Below are 21,563 nucleotides of genomic sequence, written 5' to 3'. Positions count from 1 at the left end.
TGCCTCCCCAACGCCGTGATGAGCGGAGCTGACGGTACGTCAGAAGTGTGACACGGCGGCTGCGGGGCACGTAACCCCGGTACAGGAAGGGAGCAGGCGTGGCCATGACGGAAGCGGCGGTCCGGCTGGTAGGCGTGACCAAGGACTTCGGCTCCGTACGCGCGGTCGACGGCGTCGATCTCTCCCTCGCGGAAGGCGAGTTCTTCTCCCTCCTCGGCCCCTCCGGCTCCGGCAAGACCACCCTGCTGCGCCTGGTTGCCGGCTTCGAGCAGCCCACGACGGGCCGCGTCGAGCTGTCCGGTCGCGATGTCACCGCCCTGCCGCCCCACCGCCGCGATGTGCGCACCGTCTTCCAGGACTACGCCCTCTTCCCGCATATGAGCGTCGAGCAGAACGTCGCCTATGCCCTGACGGTGCGCGGCGTGCGCAAGGCCGAGCGGCTCGCCCGCGCCCGCGACGCGCTCGCCACGGTCCGTCTGGACGGCTTCGGGCCGCGCCGCCCCGCCGAGCTCTCCGGCGGCCAGCGGCAGCGCGTCGCCCTGGCCCGCGCCCTGGTCGACCGGCCCGCCGTGCTGCTGCTCGACGAACCCCTCGCCGCGCTCGACCTCGGCCTGCGGCGGGAGATGCAGACCGAGCTGAAGGAACTCCAGCGCACCACCGGCATCACCTTCCTCCTGGTCACCCACGACCAGGAGGAGGCGCTGACCATGAGCGACCGGGTCGCGGTGGTCTCGGACGGCCGGATCGAACAGGTCGGCCCGCCCGTGGAGGTGTACGAACGCCCCGCCACCGCCTTTGTCGCGGGCTTCATGGGCACCACCAACCTGCTGCGCGGCCCGGCGGCCGTCCGTGTGGTGGGCCGCCCCGGCGCCTACAGCATCCGGCCCGAGCGCATCCGGCTCGCCGGCCTCGCCGAGCCGCCCGCCGACGGGGAGCGGACCGTGACCGGGCGCGTCGCGGACATCGTGCACGCCGGGGCGCACACCCGCTTCACCGTCGCGCTTCCGGACGGCGACCGGCTGACCGTGATCCGGCAGAACCTCGCCGACCTGCCGCGCACCGTCCGCCCGGACGCCGAGATCCGGCTGCTATGGGATGACGACGACGCCTTCCCGGTGCCGAGTTGATCTGCGGAGCCGGCCGGCGCAGGTGACCTGGAGATGGCTCAAGGCGCTCTGGCGAGGCGGAATCCCCCCGCCGATACTGGCGAGATCCCGGACAGCCATGTCGTAGGGGAGGACCAAGATGCGGATGACATCTGTGGGGAGGTCCGCGGCCGCGGTATGCGCCCTGCTGCTGGCCGTCACGGCCTGCGGTTCGGACGACGGCGGCGAGCGGGCGAAAGCCCCGGAGAGGCTCGGCAAGGGCGAGGGCAAGGTCAACATCATCGCGTGGGCGGGCTACGCGGAGGACGGCTCCAACGACCCGAAGGCCGACTGGGTCCACCCCTTCGAGAAGAAGACCGGCTGCCAGGTCAACACCAAAGTCGCGGGGACCTCCGACGAGATGGTCTCGCTCATGAAGACCGGGCAGTACGACACCGTCTCCGCCTCCGGCGACGCGACCCTGCGCCTCATCGCCTCCGGCGACGCTGCCCCCGTCAACACCAAGCTGGTGCCCAACTACAAGGACATCTTCCCGGGCCTCAAGATGCGCCCGTTCAACTCCAAGAACGGCCAGATGTACGGCATTCCGCACGGCCGCGGCGCCAACCTCCTCATGTACCGCACCGACAAGGTCAAGCCCGCCCCCGACTCCTGGCGGGCCGTCTTCGACGACGCCGACGCCTACCGCGGGCACGTCACCGCGTACGACTCGCCCATCTACATCGCCGACGCCGCCCTGTACCTGATGCAGAGCAAGCCGTCCCTGGGCATCAAGGACCCGTACGCCCTGGACCGCACCCAGCTCGACGCCGCCGTCGCCCTGCTCAAGAAGCAGCACAAGGCGGTCGGGGAGTACTGGAGCGACTACCAGAAGGAGATCACCGCCTTCAAGGGCGGCGACAGCGTCATCGGCACCACCTGGCAGGTCATCGCCAACCTCGCCCAGGCCGACAAGGCACCGGTGAAGGCCGTGCTGCCGAAGGAGGGCGCCACCGGCTGGTCCGACACCTGGATGGTCTCCACCAAGGCGGAACACCCCAACTGCGCGTACAAATGGCTCGACTGGATCGTCTCCCCTAAGGTCAACGCCCAGGTCGCCGAGTACTTCGGCGAGGCCCCCGCCAACGCCAAGGCGTGCGCCCGGACCGCGGACCCCCGCCACTGCGCCGTCTACCACGCCGCCGACGAGAGCTACTACCAGCGGGTCCACTTCTGGACCACCCCCATCAAGCAGTGCCTCGACGGCCGCAAGAACACCACCTGCACCGACTACGCCCAATGGACCAGGGCCTGGACCGAGATCAAGGGCTGAGATGCGAGCCCCCGCGGCCCGCCCCGCCCCCGGCCCACCCTCAGGTACCCACCCCACCCCTGGTCCTGCCTCAGGCCCCCGCGCCGCCGCCCGGCTGCGCCTCGCGGCCCTGCTCGGCCCGCCATTGCTGTGGCTGACCCTGGCCTACCTCGGCTCGCTCGGCGTCCTGCTGATCTCCGCCTTCTGGACCACCGACTCCTTCACCTCGGACGTCGTCCACACCTGGAACACCGACAACCTCCACGAGCTCCTGACCACCCCCGTCTACCGCACCGTCGCGCTGCGCACCCTGTCCATCGCGGTCGCCGTCACCCTCATCGACGCTCTCCTCGCCCTGCCCATGGCCTTCTTCATGGCGCGCGTCGCGGGCCCCCGGTGGCGGCGGCCGCTGCTGGTCGCCGTCCTCACCCCGCTATGGGCCGGCTACCTGGTCAAGGCCTACGCCTGGCGGGTCATGCTCGGCCAGGACGGCGTCGTCAACGCGGCCCTGGCACCGCTCGGGCTGCACGGACCGGGATACGGCACCACCGCCGTCGTCATCGTGCTGGCGTATCTCTGGCTGCCCTACATGATCCTGCCGGTGTACGGCGCCCTGGAACGGATCCCCGAACGGGCGCTGGAGGCCTCCGCCGACCTCGGCGCCGGGCCCTGGCGCACGCTGCGCTCGGTCGTCCTGCCCGCCGTGCGCCCCGCGCTGCTGGCCGGGTCGGTCTTCACCTTCTCGCTCAGCCTCGGCGACTACATCACCGTGCAGATCGTCGGCGGCAAGACCCAGCTGATCGGCAACGTCATCGCCTCGCAGGTCACCCTCGACCTGCCCATGGCCGCCGCGCTCTCCGCGGTGCCCGTCGTCCTCATCGTCTGCTACCTGGCCGCCGTACGCCGGGCCGGCGCCCTCGACTCGCTCTGAGGCCCCTGCCCGCCATGCCTGTTCAAAAACAGCCTGTTCAAGGAGGTACCGCCCGTGCGGCTGTCGCGCACCGCCCGTATCGCCCTCGGCTGTGTCACCGCCGCCGGGCTCGCCGTCGTCTACGCGCCCCTGCTGCTGGTCCTGCTCAACTCCGTCAACTCCGACCGGTCCTTCGGCTGGCCGCCCCGCGGCCTGACCGGCCGCTGGTGGCGCACCGCGCTGCACAGCGAGGGCGCGCGGGAGGCGCTGCTCACCTCCGTACGGGCCGGGCTCGCCGCGACCGCCATCGCCCTGGTGCTCGGCACCATGGCCGCGTTCGCCGTCCACCGCCACCGCTTCTTCGGGCGGCGCACCGTGTCCTTCCTGCTGGTGCTGCCCATCGCGCTGCCCGGCATCGTCAGCGGCATCGCCCTCAACGCGGCCTTCCGCACCGTCCTGGACCCAATCGGCGTCGGCTTCGGCCTCTTCACGGTGGTCGTCGGGCACGCCACCTTCTGCGTCGTCGTGGTCTTCAACAACGTCGGGGCACGGCTGCGCCGCGTCGCGCCCTCGATGGCCGAGGCCTCCGCCGACCTCGGCGCGCGCCCCTGGCAGACCTTCCGGTACGTCACGTTCCCGGCCGTCCGCTCGGCGCTCTTCGCGGGCGGGCTGCTCGCCTTCGCGCTGTCCTTCGACGAGATCGTGGTGACCACCTTCACCGCCGGGCCCGGGACCAGCACCCTGCCCATCTGGATCTACGAAAACCTGGCCCGGCCCCACCAGGCCCCCGTCGTCAACGTGGTCGCCGCGCTGCTGATCGCCCTGTCCGTGCTCCCCGTCTACGTGGCGCAGCGGCTCTCCTCCGACCCGGCGGGCGGACGGCTGTGAGCCGTGCCGCCCACCGGGCGCGGACGCACCAGCGGTCTCAGTGGCCGTGCAGCGACCGGCGCGAGACGGGGAAGTCGAAGTAGGTGTCCGGGAACAGCTCCGGCTTGTAGGTGTAGTGCCACCACTCCTCGGCCAGATTCACAAAGCCCAGACCCTCCAGCGTGTCCTTCAGCAGCAGCCGGTTCGCTCGCTGCGCACCCTGGATACGCGGGTCCAGCGTGTGCGAAAGCGTGTCGAAACAGTCGTAACCGGTGCCCATGTCCACCGAGTTGTCCGGGAACCGCTCGCCCTTCGGCGCGTAGCACGGCACCAGCTTCTCGCCCGGCTCGTACGGACGGGTGGGCACGGCGGGCAGCTTCACAATGGTCAGATCCATGGTGCTGCCCCGGCTGTGCCCGGACTTCTCGGCTATATAACCGTCCTCGAACAGCCGCGTCTTGTCGACGTCCGGGTAGAACTCCCCCTTCATCGACTGGTCGTCGAGATCCTTCGCCCACTCGACGAAGTCGTTGACCGCGCGCTGCGGCCGGTAGCAGTCGTACACCTTGAGCGTGTAGCCCCGCCGCAGCAGGGAGCGCTGCGCCTGGTGCAGCGCCTCGGCGGCCGGGCGGGTCAGGACACACAGCGGCTCGCGGTAGCCGTCCACGCGGTGGCCGGTGAAGTTGTGCGGGGTGTAGTAGCGGATCTCTTGCAGGATCGTCGGGTCCACGTCGCTCAGCGCCACGAACTCCTTCGGGGCCTTGGGCTCGGCCCGCGCCTGCGCCGGGGCGGGAGAGGCGGAGACGGCCAGGAGGGCGGCGAAGGGCAGGGCGAGCGCGCGCAGCGCGGCAGTGAATCTCGGCATGGCCACCTCAGATATCAGTGTGTGGGGGTCCGGAACAAGCCCTGGCCGGTCAGGAACGGGACCCGCCAGGCCTCGAACACGCCCCGGGAGGGCCCGGCCGCCCTCCTCCAGCCCGTCACTCACTGCCCCGCGGCCGCTACTGCCCGCCCGGCCGCTGCCCGGCCGCCTGACCGCGCACCCGCACCGGGTACCCGGGCTCCGCCGCGCCCTGCCGCTCGACCACCACCTCACCGTCCCGCAGCCGCGTGGTGAACCGCACCACCTCCGGCTTGTCCCACCCGTCGCCCGGGTTCACGACCAGCGTCCCGCCGCGCCCGCGTTCCTGCGCCGGAGCCCACACCTCCAGCTCCACCCCGCCGTCCGCGCCCGCCACCGGCACCACCGCACCCGCCCGCGCCAGCACCGGGACGCGCGACAGCGGGGCGTCCAGCACCACCCGCCCCGGTCCCTCGTACGCCCGGCCGGTCGCCGTGTCGTACCAGCGGCCACGCGGCAGCCGCACCGACCGCCGCTCGGCGCCCTCCTCCAGCACCGGCGCCACCAGCAGCGCGTCCCCCAGCAGAAAGGCGTCCTCACAGTCGCGCAGCGCCCGGTCCTTGGGCCAGCGCCACCACACCGGGCGCGCGTACGGGGCCCCGGTACGCCGGGCCTCGTGCGCCAGCGTGACGAAGTACGGGAGCAGCCGCTGCCGTTCGCGCAGCGCGGCCGCCGCGTGCTCCAGGACCCGCGGCCCGAACTCCCACGGCTCCCGCCGCCCCGCCCAGATCGCCGAATGGGTGCGGAACAGCGGCAGATACGACGCCAGCTGGAACCAGCGCAGATACAGCTCGGGGGACGGGCTGCCGGTGAACCCGCCGACGTCCGGACCGGAGAACGGCACCCCCGACAGGCCCAGCCCCAGCACCAGGGACAGCGAGGCGCGCAGCCCCGGCCAGCCGGTCGCCACGTCCCCGGACCAGCTGCCCCCGTACCGCTGCAGCCCCGCCCACCCCGAGCGGGAGAACAGGAACGGGCGCTCCTCGGGCCGCAGCTCCAGCAGCCCCTCGTAGCCGGCCCGCGCCATCTCCAGGCCGTAGACGTTGTGCGCCTCGCGGTGGTCGCCGCCCCGGCCCTCCAGCGCGTGCCGGGCCGAGCGCGGCAGCGTCGGATCGCCGAAGGCCGCGAAGGAGACCGGCTCGTTCATGTCGTGCCACACCCCGGAGAAGCCCTGCCCCAGCCGCTCCGCGTACAGCCCGCCCCACCACTTGCGCACCCGCGGATCGGTGAAGTCGGGGAACACCGCCTCGCCCGGCCAGACCACCCCGCGCACCTCGCGCCCGCGAGTGTCGCGTACGAACACGTCCTCCGCCGCGCCGCTGTCGTACACCGCGTCGCCCGGCTCCGCCTTCACCGCCGGATCGACGATCGACACCAGCCGTGTCCCGCCCTCCCGCAACTCCGCCGCCAGCCCCGGCAGATCGGGGAACCGCGCGGTGTCCACCGTGAACACCCGGTGCCCGGCGAGGTGGTCGATGTCCAGGTGCAGCGCCGACAGCGGCAGCCCCCGCTCCCGGTAGCCCGCGACCACCCGCCGCACCTCCTCCTGGCCGCCGAACCCCCAGCGGGCGTGGTGGTAGCCCAGCGCCCAGCTCGGCGGCACCGCGGCAGCGCCCGTGAGCGCCGCCCAGCCCTGCAGCACCCGGGCCGGCGTGCCCACGATCACCCAGTAGCGCAGCGGGCCGCCCTCCATCCGTGTCCGGCAGCCGCCCGGCCGGTCGTGCCCGGACCCCGCGCCCTCCTCGCCCTCCCGCAGGGTGACCGTGCCGTCCCACGAGTTGTCGTGGAACACCAGATGGGTGCCGGCGTCCGCCACCACCAGCTGCACCGGAATGGTCAGATACAGAGGGTCGTCCCCCGGCTCGAAGCTGCCGCCCGGATCGGTGTTCCACAGCCGGTACGAGCCGTCCCGCAGCCGCGGCCCGGCCGCCCGCCCGCCGAGCCCGAAGAACCGCGCGTCCGCCGCGACCTGCGACCGCTGCTCCCACCGCGCCGCCACGCCGCCGGTGCCCGGGACGTCACCGCCCGCCCCGTGACCATCGGCTTGTACCTTGGCATGTCCATCGGCTTGTCCATCGGCTTGTCCCTTGGTGTCCGCGCCCGGCCCGTCGCCGCCTGCCGGCTCCCACCAGCGCGGCGGCAGATCCCGCCGCAGCACCACCCCGCCCGGGGTGCGCACCTCCACCGCCCCGTTCCGCGAGACCGTCACCGTCACCCGCTCGGCGACCACCCGCCAGCCGCCGTCCGTGTCCGGCTCGAGCCGCACCCGCTCGTCCGCGTCCGGGCAGGGCCCGTCCAGCGCGTACGAGGGCTCCGGCTCGGCGCCGTCCCAGCCGCAGAACACCGCGCCGCCCACGGTCACCCGCACCCGCAGCGAGGACCGCGCGAACCACACCACCCCACCCCCCGGCTCCGGGTCCGCCCCCCGCACCAGGCCCGGCACCCGCGCGCGTTCCGGCCCCCGCCGCGGCAGCCCGACCGCGTCGGAACGCCGCCGCCGCCACGCCGAGCGCAGCGACCTGAGCCCCTGCGCCGTACTGACCACCTTCACCGACCGCACCAGGTCACGCGCATCCATGATGATCACCTTGCCACTGACGGCGCCCCGTGCGTGCGGCGTTCAACTGCCGTTCACCCGTGGTCCCCACACATCCCCACCACCCCCGATGTGGAGTGGCGGCCCTGGTGCCCAAGTCGATCACATGGCATCGTCCTGCACGGACACACCACGCGTAGCCGCGCGCACCGCCGGGAGCCGGGAGCCGACAGATGACCACCGCAGCGCACCCAGACCACCTGCCGCGACCCCTGTGGCAGCCGGGCCCCGAGCGGATCGCCCGGGCGCAGCTCACCCGCTTCCACACCTGGGCGGCCGAGCGGCACGGCGCCCCCGCGCCCGACCCCGGCGACCCGGCGGCGAGCTACGCGGCGCTGCACCGCTGGTCCGTCACGGAGCTCGCACGCTTCTGGCAGGCGGTCGCCGAGTGGTTCGAGGTGCGCTTCGCCGCCCCGTACGACACCGTGCTCGGCGACGCCGCCATGCCCGGCGCCCAGTGGTTCCCCGGCGCCACCCTCAACTACGCCGAACACGCGCTGCGCGCCGCCGAGGACCCCGCCCGCGCCGCCGGACCCGCGCTGCTCCACGTCGACGAGAGCCATGAGCCGCGGCCCGTCAGCTGGGCCGCGCTGCGCGGCCAGGTCGGCGCGGCCGCCGCCGAACTGCGCCGGCTGGGCGTACGCCCCGGAGACCGGGTCAGCGGCTACCTCCCCAACATCCCGCAGGCGGTCGTCGCGCTCCTGGCCACCGCCGCCGTCGGCGCCGTATGGACCTCCTGCGCCCCCGACTTCGGCGCGCGCAGCGTCCTGGACCGCTTCCAGCAGGTCGAGCCGGTGGTCCTGTTCACCGTGGACGGCTACCGCTACGGCGGCAAGGCACACGACCGCACCGAGACGGTCGCCGAGCTGCGCCGCGAACTGCCCACCCTGCGCGCCGTCGTCCACATCCCGCTGCTGGGCACCCCCGCCCCCGAGGGCGCGCTGGAGTGGGACGCCATCGTGCGCGAGGAGGCGGAACCGGTCTTCGAGCAGGTGCCGTTCGACCACCCCCTGTGGGTGCTCTACTCCTCGGGCACCACCGGACTGCCCAAGGCGATCGTCCAGTCCCAGGGCGGCATCCTGATCGAGCACCTCAAGCAGCTGGGCCTGCACTGCGACCTGGGGCCCGGCGACCGGTTCTTCTGGTACACCTCCACCGGCTGGATGATGTGGAACTTCCTGGTGTCGGGCCTGCTGGTGGGCACCACCGTCGTCCTCTACGACGGCAGCCCCGGCTACCCGGACACCGCCGCCCAGTGGCGTATCGCCGAACGCACCGGGACCATGCTCTACGGCACCTCGGCGGCCTATGTCATGGCCTGCCGCAAGGCCGGGGTCCACCCGGCCCGCGACTTCGACCTCTCGCGCGTCGCCTGTGTCGCCACCACCGGCTCCCCACTGCCGCCGGACGGCTTCCGCTGGATCCACGACGAGTTCGCCGCCGGCCCGGGCGACATGTGGATCGCCTCGGTCAGCGGCGGCACGGACGTGTGCAGCTGCTTCGCGGGCGCCGTCCCCACCCTCCCGGTCCACATCGGGGAGCTACAGGCCCCCGGGCTCGGCACGGATCTACAGGCCTGGAACCCGGGCGGCGAGCCGGTGCTCGACGAGGTCGGCGAGCTGGTGGTCACCCAACCCATGCCGTCCATGCCGGTCCGCTTCTGGAACGACCCGGACGGCAGCCGCTACCGCGACAGCTACTTCGACATGTTCCCCGGGGTCTGGCGGCACGGCGACTGGATCACCCTCACCTCGCGCGGCTCGGTCGTCATCCACGGCCGCTCCGACTCCACGCTCAACCGGCAGGGCGTACGGATGGGGTCCGCGGACATCTACGAGGCCGTCGAGCGCCTCCCCGAGATCCGCGAATCCCTCGTCATCGGCGTCGAACAGCCCGACGGCGGCTACTGGATGCCGCTGTTCGTCCACCTCGCTCCGGGCGCCACCCTCGACGCGGGGCTGTGCGACCGCATCAAGCGCACCATCCGCGAACAGTGTTCCCCGCGCCATGTGCCCGACGAGATCATCGAGGTGCCCGGCGTGCCGCACACCCTCACCGGCAAGCGGATCGAGGTGCCGGTCAAGCGCCTGCTACAGGGCACCGCCCTGGACAAGGCCGTCAACCCGGGCTCGGTCGACGACGTGGAGCTGCTGCGCTTCTACGAGCGCCTGGCGCGCGAGAGGCCGACCCGGCCGGGTGCCTGACGCCGCCGCGGGTGAGGGCGCTGGTGTGGGTACGGGTGCCGTCGGCCTCCGGCCGCACCGGCACCGCCCCCACCCCTCACCCGCCGTACGTCGGCTGCGACTCGTCCAGCACGGCCGCGAAGTCCGCGGCCAGACGCGCGGCCTCGGCCACCTCCAGGCCTGCCGTGGTGATCCGCACCCCGGGCCCTGACGCCTGCCGGAACCGGGCCCCGGCCGCGACCCACCACCCGTGCGTCCGCAACCCGTTGATCACCGCCGCCTCGTCCCGAACCGGCACCCACACATTCAGCCCGCTCGCCCCGTGCACGGCGATCCGGCGCCCCGTCAACTCCGCGACCAGGGCCGCCCGCCGCCGCGCGTAGGCCGACCGCGCCTCGGCGACCAGATCCTCGGTCGCGGGGTCGGTCATCAGCCGCGCCACGGTCTCCTGTAGGACATGGCTCACCCAGCCCGAGGTCAGCAGCATCCGGCCGTCGTGGCGCGCCAGCGTCGTACGGTCGCAGGCGAGCGCGGCCCACCGCAGGTCCGTGCCCAGGTGCTTGGAGACCGTGCGCACCTGTGCCCAGCGCGGCAGGCCGCCCGCGGTCAGTGAGTACAGCGGCGCGCCCGCGACGTCGGAGGCGTGGTCGTTCTCCACCACCAGCACCTCCGAGGCGGCGCCCAGCACCTCCAGCAGCGCGTCCCGGCGCTCGGCCGAGAAGCACCCGCCGTACGGGTTCTGCGACCGCGGGCTGCACACCACCGCGCGCACCCCGGCCCGCAGCGCCGCCCGCAGCGCCTCCGGCCGCATCCCCTCGTCGTCCACCGCCACCGGCACGCTCCGCAGCCCGAGCGCGGGGACGAGGTCGAGCAGATGGTGGTATCCGGGGTCCTCCATCGCCACCGCGTCGCCGGGCCGCAGCTCGACCGACAGCAGCCGGGCGACGCAGTCGAGCGCGCCGTGCGCGAAGGTGACCTGCCCGGACGGGACCCCGTCGCGCTCGTACCAGGCGCGGGTGAGCTCCTCCAGGGCCGCCAGCCGGGGGCGTGAGCGGTGCGAGCGGGCGCCGGGGGAGAGCTGGACGGGCGCCGGAAGGGTGGGCAGGAAGGCGGGGTCGGGATGGCCGCCGGCCAGGTCGCGTACGCCCTCGGGCACCGGCGGCGGCCGGCGCGAGGCGACCGCGGGCGCCTCCGAGACCACCGTGCCGCCACGCCCCTGCGTCACCACGATCCCGCGCCGCCGCAGCTCCTTGTACGTGGTCGCGACGGTGCCCGGACTGACCCCGAGCCGCTCGGCGAGCCGGCGCACCGGGGGCAGGACGGTGCCGGGAGGCAGCGCACCCTCCACGACTCCCTGCTCTATCGACGCGGCAATCCCCTTGGCTGTGCCACCAGTGATCTCATATTGTGTCGCCACAGAAGAAATTCTGTACCAATACAAAAGCCGGGTCAAGGGAAGACCGGAAGACCGTGAGACAGGGGGAACATCGTGAGACAAGGGGGGAACAGGGTGACCGGGCAACGCCGCCTCACCAATCCGCTCAAGCGCATACCCGGCGGCACGGACGGCCGCCGCATGCTGCTGGTCACCTTCGTCGACCGGGTCGGCTCGGGGCTGTGGGCGGCCACGGCCGCCCTCTATTTCACCTACGCCGCCGGCCTCACCACCGCCGAGATCGGCCTCCTGCTCGCCGTCTCCGGCGCCATCGGCATCGCGGGCCCGCCCCTCGGCGGCCTCCTCGCCGACCGCGTCCCGCTGCGCCCGCTCCTGGCCCTCGTACAGGCCGTGCGCGCCGCTGCCTCGCTCGCCCTCCTCACCACCGTGGATCTGCGCCTGCTGCTGGTCATCCAGGCCGTCGGCAGCCTCGGCGACCGGGCGTCCTCGGTCCTCACCAAGCTGTACGCGACCCGTGTCGCGGGCCCCGACCGCGCCCGCTACCAGGCCATCAACCGCACGGTCGCCAACAGCGGCTGGGCCGTCGGCGGGCTCGCGGCGGCCGCGGCGCTCACCGTGGGCAACGTCGCCGTCTACCGCTGGCTCCTGATCGGCGACGCCGTTTCCTTCGTCGCCTCCGCCCTGCTCACCCTGCGCTGCGCGGAGCCGCCGTCGCACTCACGCGTCGTCACCCACAGCGCGTCCGCGCCGCAGACCGAACCCGAAACCGAACCCGGACCCGAGCCTGGACCCGAGCCCGGTCCTGACCCCGCGCGGGCGGCCGCGGCCACCCGCGCGCCCAACCCCTGGCGGGACCGCCGCTACCTCGCCTACACCGCCAGCGAAATCGTCCTCTTCCTCGACGACTCCGTGTTCAAGATCGGCCTCGCCCTGTGGACCGTGACCGCCACGAGCGCCCCGCACCAGCTGGTGCCCCTGCTGCTGGTCCTCAACAACGTGCTCGTGGTGCTCTTCCAGGTCCCCTTCGCACGCTTCGGGGCCACCCCGCACGCCGCCCGCAACACCCTCCTGCCCCTGGCCGCGGCTTTCCTGACCGGCGGGGCCGCGCTGGCCGTGTCGGTCGCCGACGCGCGGTGGGCCGCCACCGCCGCACTGATCGTCGCCGCCGGCGCGTTCACCGTCGCGGAGATGCTGCACGCCACCGCGTCCTGGGAACTGTCCGTCTCCCTCGCCCCACCCACCGCGCAAGGCGCGTACCTCGGCGTGCACGGCCTCGCCCAGGCCGCCCAGCGCAGCGCGGGTCCGCTGGCGGTGACCGCGGCGATGGCGGCCGGCCCGCTGGGCTGGCTCGGCTTCGGTGCGGGCCTCGCCGTGGTCTGCGGCGCCCAGCGCCACCTGGTCAAAGACCGCGTCGGCGGAGCGTTGTCAGTGCCCCCGGTTACGGTGAGTGAGCACTGATCGACCGCGCTGAGGGGGAGTCATGGCGCACACCACACAAGGCGGCACGCACCGGAGGGAGCGCACCGCGCGGCGCGCGCTGCGCAGAGAAGCGCCCAGCACCGTGGCGCTGCTGGCCGACGAGGAGGACTTCGCGGCCATGCGGCGGTACGCGTCGTTCGCCTTCGACGACCACACCGCGTATCTGCGGCAGACGGAGGGGCTGCTGCGGATGCTCGCGTCACAGGGCGTGCACACGTCCATCGCGTTGTTCGACCCGGTCGAGTTCGAGGAGTTCTGCGCGGACTCCGGCATCGACCCCGACACCTCCGCCGCCCGCACCCGCTACACGGCCGAGGTGGCCGCCGCGGGCCCGACCGTGACCTACGAGGGCCAGCCGCTCGACCAGCTTCTCCAGCGGCTCATCGGCGCGGCCGAGCAGCAGGCCACCTGGGAGTACGCCACGGCCCTGCTGTCCCGCGCGGGCGGCTGCGGGTGCCCGGACGACCCGGGCCACGCCGCGTTCCGCCGAGCCCAGGCCGCGCTGCGGCGACTGCTTACGGCGGCCGGGCCCGGCAGCCACCACGTGGTGTGCAGCGTCGCGGCGAGCGGTGCCCCGCTCGTGGCCGTGGTGCACGCGGAAGCGACGGGGGAGCGGCCGGTGGAGCTCGACAGCACCGAGGCTCTGATCTTCAGCACCGTGCTGGCGTGCGGGATCGCCACGAACAGCCCTGGCGGCGTCGTGCTGCGCACCACCGTGCCCGGCGCCCCGGACACGGTCCGCGGCTGGTCGCTGCACCAGGGCTGGCTGCGGCCGTTGAGCGAGGCGGAGGTCTTCAGCGCGTACTGCACGGACGCGGACACCGGCGAGCCGGTCCCGCCGGAGCACGGCGTCGAGTACCGGCCCGGCATCCCGCTGCCCGGCCCGGACACCCCGGACAGCTCGGACGACGGAGGGCCCAAGGAACCGAAGCCCGCCGACCCGGAAGGGGATTGACCCACCCGGCACAGACGCCCAGCTGTCACAGCCGCTCAGGGGCCACAGGGGACGGACGCCCAAGGGGCGCCCCACCGCGCAGACCGCGGCGGGACGCCCCCAGGGGACAGGCCTCACATCACCGGCTCACTCGCCGGACAGCACCGCCTGCGCGGCGACGCGCGAGTCCTCGGCGGTGTCCGCCGCGCGGGCCGCGGCAGCCGCCCGCTCGCACTGGGCAAGCGTGTGCTTGGCCAGCGTGGCGCGCACATACGGAATCGCCGCGGAGCCCATGGAGAGGCTGGTGACGCCCAGGCCGGTCAGCACGCACGCGAGCAGCGGATCCGACGCGGCCTCACCGCACACGCCGCAGCTCTTGCCTTCGGCCCGCGCGGCCTCGGCCGAAGCGGCCACCAGATCGAGCAGCGCCGGCTGCCACGGGTCCTGCAGCCGCGACACAGCGCCGACCTGGCGGTCCGCGGCGAAGGTGTACTGCGCCAGGTCATTGGTGCCCAGCGACAGGAACTCCACCTCCTGGAGGATCGAGCGCGCCCGCAGCGCGGCGGACGGAATCTCCACCATCGCGCCGAACTTGGCCCGCAGCCCCGCCTCCCGGCACGCGTCGGCGAACGCCTTGGCGTCGATCCGGTCGGCCACCATCGGGGCCATGACCTCCAGATAGACCGGCAGCCCCGCCGCGGCCTTGGCCAGCGCCGTCAGCTGCGTCCGCAGCACATCCGGGTGGTCGAGCAGGGTCCGCAGCCCCCGTACACCCAGTGCCGGGTTCGGCTCGTCGGCCGGGGTGAGGAAGTCCAGCGGCTTGTCGGCGCCCGCGTCCAGGACCCGCACCACGACCCGGCCCTCGGGGAAGGCCTCCAGCACCTTGCGGTACGCCTCGACCTGCTTCTCCTCCGAGGGCGCCTTGGCGCTGTCGTCGAGGAAGAGGAACTCCGTGCGGAACAGCCCCACGCCCTCGGCACCGGCCTCCACGGCCGCGGCGACATCCGCCGGGCCGCCGATGTTCGCCAGGAGCGGCACCTTGTGCCCGTCCGATGTCGCACCCGGCCCGGAGGACGCGGCCAGCGCGGCCTTTCGCTCCTCCGCGGCCCGGGCCAGCTCGGCCTGCTTCTCCGCGTTCGGGGACACGAAGATCTCTCCCGTGCTGCCGTCGACGGCGATCAAGGTCCCCTCGACCAGCTCACCGGCGCCGGGCAGCGCCACCACCGCGGGCACACCCAAGGCGCGCGCGAGGATCGCGCTGTGACTCGTCGGCCCGCCCTCCTCGGTCACGAACCCGAGCACCAGGGTGGGGTCGAGCAGCGCCGTGTCGGCAGGGGCCAGGTCCCGGGCGATCAGTACATAGGGCTGGTCGCTGTCGGGCACACCGGGCATCGGCACCCCCAGCAGCCGGGCCACGATCCGGTTCCGCACATCGTCCAGATCGGCCACTCGTCCGGCCAGGTACTCACCTGCCCCGGCCAGCAGCGCCCGGTACGCGGCGAAGGCGTCGTACACCGCGCGCTCGGCGGTGCTGCCCACGGCGATACGCCGCTCGACATCGGCCATCAGCTCCGGGTCCTGCGCCATCATGGCCTGCGCCTCGAGCACGGCCTGCGCCTCGCCGCCCGCCAGGTTGCCGCGCGCCATCAGATCAGCGGCCACAGCCTCAACCGCCTGTCGGGCACGTCCCTGCTCGCGCGGTGCCTCGTCCGACGGAATCTGCTTCGCCGGCGGCTCCAGAACCGCGGTCCCCATGTGCCGGACCTCGCCGATCGCCACCCCGTGGCTCACGCCGACGCCTCGCAGCGTTGTCTCCATTACACCCGTCTCCGGTTCGATGCGGCGGGATCACCCGCCGCGGTGGTTGTCTACTCGCCATAACGGCCGATCAGACCGGCTCCGACCGGCGCTGAGCTCATGCCCAGCTGAAGAGAGTGTCGCCGGACTTCACATCCACATCCGCACTGACGTCCGCCAGCGACTCGGCGGTGGCCTCAAGCGCCACGACCGGGCAGACCGGCGACTTCCCTGCGGTCACCACGGCCGCGGGGTCCCAGCGCACCACGGCGTCGCCGCGCCGCACGGTGTCGCCCTTGTTGATCAGCAGCTCGAACCCCTCGCCGGCCAGCTGAACGGTGTCGATACCGAGGTGGGTGAGCACACCGTGCCCCTCCCCGTCGACGACGACGAACGCGTGGGGATGGAGCGAGACGACGATGCCATCGACCGGCGCCACCGCCACGGAGGGCTCGAGCACGGGATCGATCGCGGTGCCGGGACCGACCATCGCCCCGGAGAACACCGGATCGGGCACCGCCGCGAGTCCGATCACACGCCCGGCGAGCGGGGAGGTCACGGTGGTCATAGGAAGCCTCCCAGGGGGTGGAGAAATCGTCACGCACTGTCACTGCCCGTCCCGGGCAGCGCACTGCCCAGAAGCGTAAGTCATAGGAACTGCGGATTCCGCACAAGCTGTGCAGGCCGAAGGGCACCTATGGGGCACCGAATCGATTTGCCACGGCTGCGCGAGGGTTGTACTGTCGTACCCCTGCCCCGGATGAAGCGCCGCAGTCCACTGCGGACACATCCAGGTCGAGGCAGCGCCATCAGTCACCTGACGACAGATCTTCGGATCAGCTTTCGCATGTCCGCGAAAAGCACGGATTCGGAGAAACGAAATCGGTCTGATAGCGTGTGAAACACCGAAGGGAAGCGCCCGGAGAAACCGGTGAAACGGTTTCAAAGGAAGCGTCCGTTCCTTGAGAACTCAACAGCGTGCCAAAAGTCAACGCCAGATATGTTGATACCCCGTACGATCGGCCGGTTCGATCCGGATCGGTTTGGTCGGACGAGGTTCCTTTGAAGAAAACACACAGCGAGGACGCTGTGAGCGGGCTGGATTATTCCTCCGGTTCCGCTCCGCTCTCGTGGTGTTGCCGGGATAGCCCGGAAGCATTCACGGAGAGTTTGATCCTGGCTCAGGACGAACGCTGGCGGCGTGCTTAACACATGCAAGTCGAACGATGAACCGGCTTCGGCTGGGGATTAGTGGCGAACGGGTGAGTAACACGTGGGCAATCTGCCCTGCACTCTGGGACAAGCCCTGGAAACGGGGTCTAATACCGGATATTACCTGGTGAGGCATCTTACTGGGTGGAAAGCTCCGGCGGTGCAGGATGAGCCCGCGGCCTATCAGCTTGTTGGTGGGGTGATGGCCTACCAAGGCGACGACGGGTAGCCGGCCTGAGAGGGCGACCGGCCACACTGGGACTGAGACACGGCCCAGACTCCTACGGGAGGCAGCAGTGGGGAATATTGCACAATGGGCGAAAGCCTGATGCAGCGACGCCGCGTGAGGGATGACGGCCTTCGGGTTGTAAACCTCTTTCAGCAGGGAAGAAGCGAAAGTGACGGTACCTGCAGAAGAAGCGCCGGCTAACTACGTGCCAGCAGCCGCGGTAATACGTAGGGCGCAAGCGTTGTCCGGAATTATTGGGCGTAAAGAGCTCGTAGGCGGCTTGTCACGTCGGATGTGAAAGCCCGGGGCTTAACCCCGGGTCTGCATTCGATACGGGCAGGCTAGAGTTCGGTAGGGGAGATCGGAATTCCTGGTGTAGCGGTGAAATGCGCAGATATCAGGAGGAACACCGGTGGCGAAGGCGGATCTCTGGGCCGATACTGACGCTGAGGAGCGAAAGCGTGGGGAGCGAACAGGATTAGATACCCTGGTAGTCCACGCCGTAAACGTTGGGAACTAGGTGTGGGCGACATTCCACGTTGTCCGCGCCGCAGCTAACGCATTAAGTTCCCCGCCTGGGGAGTACGGCCGCAAGGCTAAAACTCAAAGGAATTGACGGGGGCCCGCACAAGCGGCGGAGCATGTGGCTTAATTCGACGCAACGCGAAGAACCTTACCAAGGCTTGACATACGCCGGAAACATCCAGAGATGGGTGCCCCCTTGTGGTCGGTGTACAGGTGGTGCATGGCTGTCGTCAGCTCGTGTCGTGAGATGTTGGGTTAAGTCCCGCAACGAGCGCAACCCTTGTTCTGTGTTGCCAGCATGCCCTTCGGGGTGATGGGGACTCACAGGAGACTGCCGGGGTCAACTCGGAGGAAGGTGGGGACGACGTCAAGTCATCATGCCCCTTATGTCTTGGGCTGCACACGTGCTACAATGGCCGGTACAATGAGCTGCGATACCGTGAGGTGGAGCGAATCTCAAAAAGCCGGTCTCAGTTCGGATTGGGGTCTGCAACTCGACCCCATGAAGTCGGAGTCGCTAGTAATCGCAGATCAGCATTGCTGCGGTGAATACGTTCCCGGGCCTTGTACACACCGCCCGTCACGTCACGAAAGTCGGTAACACCCGAAGCCGGTGGCCCAACCCCTTGTGGGAGGGAGTCGTCGAAGGTGGGACTGGCGATTGGGACGAAGTCGTAACAAGGTAGCCGTACCGGAAGGTGCGGCTGGATCACCTCCTTTCTAAGGAGCACATAGCCGACTGCGAGCGCATGACTCGCACGGTTGCTCATGGGTGGAACGTTGACTACTCGGCACAGTCAGGTGTGAAAGCCTCTAGTACTGCTCCTTCGGGGGCGTGGAACAGGGTTTTGATCATCGGGTTGTGTCGGGCACGCTGTTGGGTGTCTGAGGGCACGGGCGAGAGCCTGCTTCCTCATTGACGCCGGTCCCGGTGAACTGCCCTGATTGTGGGTGGGTGACGGGTGGCTGGTCGTTGCTTGAGAACTGCACAGTGGACGCGAGCATCTGTGGCCAAGTTTTTAAGGGCGCACGGTGGATGCCTTGGCACCAGGAACCGATGAAGGACGTGGGAGGCCGCGATAGGCCCCGGGGAGCTGTCAACCGAGCTTTGATCCGGGGGTGTCCGAATGGGGAAACCCGGCAGTCGTCATGGGCTGTCACCCATACCTGAACACATAGGGTATGTGGAGGGAACGCGGGGAAGTGAAACATCTCAGTACCCGCAGGAAGAGAAAACAACCGTGATTCCGGGAGTAGTGGCGAGCGAAACCGGATGAGGCTAAACCGTATGTGTGTGATACCCGGCAGGGGTTGCGCATACGGGGTTGTGGGAGTGTGCTTGATCAGTCTGCCGGCTGGTCGGAGAGTCAGAAACCGTTGTGATAGGCGAAGGGCATGCGAAAGGCCCGGCGTAGAGGGTAAGACCCCCGTAGCTGAAATCATGACGGCTCTCTTGTGTATTTCCCAAGTAGCACGGGGCCCGAGAAATCCCGTGTGAATCTGGCGGGACCACCCGCTAAGCCTAAATATTCCCTGGTGACCGATAGCGGATAGTACCGTGAGGGAATGGTGAAAAGTACCGCGGGAGCGGAGTGAAATAGTACCTGAAACCGTGTGCCTACAAGCCGTGGGAGCGTCGCGCAAGGACTTTGTTCTTGCGTCGTGACTGCGTGCCTTTTGAAGAATGAGCCTGCGAGTTTGCGGTGTGTTGCGAGGTTAACCCGTGTGGGGTAGCCGTAGCGAAAGCGAGTCCGAATAGGGCGGTTGAGTAGCGCGCCCAAGACCCGAAGCGGAGTGATCTAGCCATGGGCAGGTTGAAGCGGAGGTAAGACTTCGTGGAGGACCGAACCCACCAGGGTTGAAAACCTGGGGGATGACCTGTGGTTAGGGGTGAAAGGCCAATCAAACTCCGTGATAGCTGGTTCTCCCCGAAATGCATTTAGGTGCAGCGTCGTGTGTTTCTTGCCGGAGGTAGAGCACTGGATAGGCGATGGGCCCTACCGGGTTACTGACCTTAGCCAAACTCCGAATGCCGGTAAGTGAGAGCGCGGCAGTGAGACTGTGGGGGATAAGCTCCATGGTCGAGAGGGAAACAGCCCAGAGCATCGACTAAGGCCCCTAAGCGTGCGCTAAGTGGGAAAGGATGTGGAGTCGCAGAGACAACCAGGAGGTTGGCTTAGAAGCAGCCATCCTTGAAAGAGTGCGTAATAGCTCACTGGTCAAGTGATTCCGCGCCGACAATGTAGCGGGGCTCAAGCGTACCGCCGAAGTCGTGTCATTGCAGCATAAGGCCTAACGGCTGTTGTGATGGGTAGGGGAGCGTCGTGTGCCGGGTGAAGCAGCCGCGGAAGCGAGTTGTGGACGGTTCACGAGTGAGAATGCAGGCATGAGTAGCGATTCACACGTGGGAAACGTGTGCGCCGATTGACTAAGGGTTCCTGGGTCAAGCTGATCTGCCCAGGGTAAGTCGGGACCTAAGGCGAGGCCGACAGGCGTAGTCGATGGACAACCGGTTGATATTCCGGTACCCGCTTTGAAGCGCCAGCGCTGAACCAGGCGATGCTAAGTCCGTGAAGCCGCCCTGGATCCTTCGGGTGAAGGGGAGTGGTGGAGCCGACGGACCAGACCTGTATTAGGTGAGTGATGGGGTGACGCAGGAAGGTAGTCCAGCCCGGGCGGTGGTTGTCCCGGGGTAAGGGTGTAGCCCGAGGGGTAGGTAAATCCGTCCCTCATAAGGGGTGAGACCTGATGCCGAGCCGATTGTGGTGAAGTGGATGATCCTATGCTGTCGAGAAAAGCCTCTAGCGAGTTTCATGGCGGCCCGTACCCTAAACCGACTCAGGTGGTCAGGTAGAGAATACCGAGGCGTTCGGGTGAACTATGGTTAAGGAACTCGGCAAAATGCCCCCGTAACTTCGGGAGAAGGGGGGCCATTGCTGGTGATGGGCTTTGCGCTCGGAGCTGGTGGTGGCCGCAGAGACCAGCGAGAAGCGACTGTTTACTAAAAACACAGGTCCGTGCGAAGCCGTAAGGCGATGTATACGGACTGACGCCTGCCCGGTGCTGGAACGTTAAGGGGACCGGTTAGTCACATTTCGGTGTGGCGAAGCTGAGAACTTAAGCGCCAGTAAACGGCGGTGGTAACTATAACCATCCTAAGGTAGCGAAATTCCTTGTCGGGTAAGTTCCGACCTGCACGAATGGCGTAACGACTTCTCGACTGTCTCAACCATAGGCCCGGTGAAATTGCATTACGAGTAAAGATGCTCGTTTCGCGCAGCAGGACGGAAAGACCCCGGGACCTTTACTATAGCTTGATATTGGTGTTCGGTTCGGCTTGTGTAGGATAGGTGGGAGACTGTGAAGCTGTGACGCCAGTCATGGTGGAGTCATTGTTGAAATACCACTCTGGTCGTGCTGGATGTCTAACCTGGGTCCGTGATCCGGATCAGGGACAGTGTCTGGTGGGTAGTTTAACTGGGGCGGTTGCCTCCTAAAGAGTAACGGAGGCGCCCAAAGGTTCCCTCAGCCTGGTTGGCAATCAGGTGTTGAGTGTAAGTGCACAAGGGAGCTTGACTGTGAGACCGACGGGTCGAGCAGGGACGAAAGTCGGGACTAGTGATCCGGCGGTGGCTTGTGGAAGCGCCGTCGCTCAACGGATAAAAGGTACCCCGGGGATAACAGGCTGATCTTCCCCAAGAGTCCATATCGACGGGATGGTTTGGCACCTCGATGTCGGCTCGTCGCATCCTGGGGCTGGAGTCGGTCCCAAGGGTTGGGCTGTTCGCCCATTAAAGCGGTACGCGAGCTGGGTTTAGAACGTCGTGAGACAGTTCGGTCCCTATCCGCTGTGCGCGTAGGAGTCTTGAGAAGGGCTGTCCCTAGTACGAGAGGACCGGGACGGACGAACCTCTGGTGTGCCAGTTGTCCTGCCAAGGGCATGGCTGGTTGGCTACGTTCGGGAGGGATAACCGCTGAAAGCATCTAAGCGGGAAGCCTGCTTCGAGATGAGGGCTCCCACCCACTTGATGGGGTAAGGCTCCCAGTAGACGACTGGGTTGATAGGCCAGATATGGAAGCCGGGTGACCGGTGGAGTTGACTGGTACTAATAGGCCGAGGGCTTGTCCTCAGTTGCT

General features: G+C 69.3%; 12 protein-coding genes and 2 rRNA genes. 9 read left to right on the top strand and 5 right to left on the bottom strand.

Annotation, left to right across the window (positions count from 1 at the left end):
- The first annotated feature begins 104 nt into the window (after positions 1-104).
- From ACWY4P_RS05090 to ACWY4P_RS05075, 4 genes are all read left to right on the top strand, one after another.
- Complete coding sequence (locus ACWY4P_RS05090; protein WP_456212819.1) at positions 105-1,127, top strand: ABC transporter ATP-binding protein; 1,023 nt, start codon at positions 105-107, stop codon at positions 1,125-1,127.
- Between the two features lie 118 nt (positions 1,128-1,245).
- Positions 1,246-2,418, top strand: coding sequence for an ABC transporter substrate-binding protein (locus tag ACWY4P_RS05085; RefSeq protein ID WP_456208922.1), 1,173 nt, complete (start codon positions 1,246-1,248; stop codon positions 2,416-2,418).
- 1 nt (position 2,419) lies between these two features.
- On the top strand, positions 2,420-3,328 hold the full coding sequence (locus ACWY4P_RS05080) for an ABC transporter permease (RefSeq protein ID WP_456208921.1): 909 nt from the start codon (positions 2,420-2,422) through the stop codon (positions 3,326-3,328).
- A gap of 54 nt (positions 3,329-3,382) precedes the next feature.
- On the top strand, positions 3,383-4,195 hold the full coding sequence (locus ACWY4P_RS05075) for an ABC transporter permease (protein WP_456208920.1): 813 nt from the start codon (positions 3,383-3,385) through the stop codon (positions 4,193-4,195).
- 37 nt (positions 4,196-4,232) lie between these two features.
- Here the strand turns inward: ACWY4P_RS05075 and ACWY4P_RS05070 are convergent, their stop codons facing one another.
- Together ACWY4P_RS05070 and ACWY4P_RS05065 are read right to left on the bottom strand one after the other, a co-directional pair.
- A complete protein-coding gene (locus tag ACWY4P_RS05070) occupies positions 4,233-5,039 on the bottom strand; it encodes a M15 family metallopeptidase (RefSeq protein WP_456208919.1) in 807 nt (268 codons plus the stop codon).
- A 136-nt stretch (positions 5,040-5,175) separates the two neighbouring features.
- Positions 5,176-7,653: a glycoside hydrolase family 31 protein gene (locus tag ACWY4P_RS05065; RefSeq protein ID WP_456208918.1), complete on the bottom strand. Its 2,478-nt coding sequence runs from the start codon at positions 7,651-7,653 to the stop codon at positions 5,176-5,178.
- 191 nt (positions 7,654-7,844) lie between these two features.
- Between ACWY4P_RS05065 and ACWY4P_RS05060 the strand changes: the two genes are divergently transcribed.
- The gene (locus tag ACWY4P_RS05060; RefSeq protein WP_456208917.1) at positions 7,845-9,875 is read left to right on the top strand and encodes an acetoacetate--CoA ligase; all 2,031 of its coding nucleotides are present in this window, start codon (positions 7,845-7,847) and stop codon (positions 9,873-9,875) included.
- A 76-nt stretch (positions 9,876-9,951) separates the two neighbouring features.
- Here the strand turns inward: ACWY4P_RS05060 and ACWY4P_RS05055 are convergent, their stop codons facing one another.
- Positions 9,952-11,271, bottom strand: coding sequence for an aminotransferase class I/II-fold pyridoxal phosphate-dependent enzyme (locus tag ACWY4P_RS05055; protein ID WP_456208916.1), 1,320 nt, complete (start codon positions 11,269-11,271; stop codon positions 9,952-9,954).
- 93 nt (positions 11,272-11,364) lie between these two features.
- On the opposite strand from ACWY4P_RS05055, the gene ACWY4P_RS05050 reads away from it, so the two are divergent.
- Together ACWY4P_RS05050 and ACWY4P_RS05045 are read left to right on the top strand one after the other, a co-directional pair.
- Entirely contained in the window at positions 11,365-12,708 is a 1,344-nt protein-coding gene (locus ACWY4P_RS05050; protein ID WP_456208915.1) for an MFS transporter, read from the top strand.
- A gap of 22 nt (positions 12,709-12,730) precedes the next feature.
- Entirely contained in the window at positions 12,731-13,684 is a 954-nt protein-coding gene (locus tag ACWY4P_RS05045) for a hypothetical protein (RefSeq protein WP_456208914.1), read from the top strand.
- A 126-nt stretch (positions 13,685-13,810) separates the two neighbouring features.
- Here ACWY4P_RS05045 and ptsP read toward each other — a convergent pair whose 3' ends face one another.
- Positions 13,811-15,481: a phosphoenolpyruvate--protein phosphotransferase gene (gene ptsP, locus ACWY4P_RS05040; RefSeq protein WP_456208913.1), complete on the bottom strand. Its 1,671-nt coding sequence runs from the start codon at positions 15,479-15,481 to the stop codon at positions 13,811-13,813.
- Positions 15,482-15,578: 97 nt separating this feature from the next.
- A complete protein-coding gene (locus ACWY4P_RS05035; RefSeq protein WP_456208912.1) occupies positions 15,579-16,028 on the bottom strand; it encodes a PTS sugar transporter subunit IIA in 450 nt (149 codons plus the stop codon).
- A 590-nt stretch (positions 16,029-16,618) separates the two neighbouring features.
- On the opposite strand from ACWY4P_RS05035, the gene ACWY4P_RS05030 reads away from it, so the two are divergent.
- Positions 16,619-18,146: ribosomal RNA gene (locus tag ACWY4P_RS05030) — 16S ribosomal RNA — on the top strand.
- A gap of 289 nt (positions 18,147-18,435) precedes the next feature.
- Positions 18,436-21,556, top strand: a 23S ribosomal RNA gene (locus tag ACWY4P_RS05025).
- The 16S and 23S rRNA genes sit together here, the layout of an rRNA operon.
- Positions 21,557-21,563: the final 7 nt, after the last annotated feature.

The organism is Streptomyces sp. LZ34 (assembly GCF_053890475.1).
The sequence above is the reverse complement of the archived record's forward strand: the minus strand, read 5'-3'. Positions and strand labels throughout refer to the sequence as shown.

Bases quoted from the DNA above. Each gene is read 5' to 3' on its own strand.
- ACWY4P_RS05090 (WP_456212819.1), top strand. From the start codon at position 105: ATGACGGAAGCGGCGGTCCGGCTGGTAGGCGTGACCAAGGACTTCGGC.
- ACWY4P_RS05085 (WP_456208922.1), top strand. From the start codon at position 1,246: ATGCGGATGACATCTGTGGGGAGGTCCGCGGCCGCGGTATGCGCCCTG.
- ACWY4P_RS05080 (WP_456208921.1), top strand. From the start codon at position 2,420: ATGCGAGCCCCCGCGGCCCGCCCCGCCCCCGGCCCACCCTCAGGTACC.
- ACWY4P_RS05070 (WP_456208919.1), bottom strand. From the start codon at position 5,039: ATGCCGAGATTCACTGCCGCGCTGCGCGCGCTCGCCCTGCCCTTCGCC.
- ACWY4P_RS05065 (WP_456208918.1), bottom strand. From the start codon at position 7,653: ATGGATGCGCGTGACCTGGTGCGGTCGGTGAAGGTGGTCAGTACGGCG.
- ACWY4P_RS05060 (WP_456208917.1), top strand. From the start codon at position 7,845: ATGACCACCGCAGCGCACCCAGACCACCTGCCGCGACCCCTGTGGCAG.
- ACWY4P_RS05045 (WP_456208914.1), top strand. From the start codon at position 12,731: ATGGCGCACACCACACAAGGCGGCACGCACCGGAGGGAGCGCACCGCG.
- ptsP (WP_456208913.1), bottom strand. From the start codon at position 15,481: ATGGAGACAACGCTGCGAGGCGTCGGCGTGAGCCACGGGGTGGCGATC.
- ACWY4P_RS05035 (WP_456208912.1), bottom strand. From the start codon at position 16,028: ATGACCACCGTGACCTCCCCGCTCGCCGGGCGTGTGATCGGACTCGCG.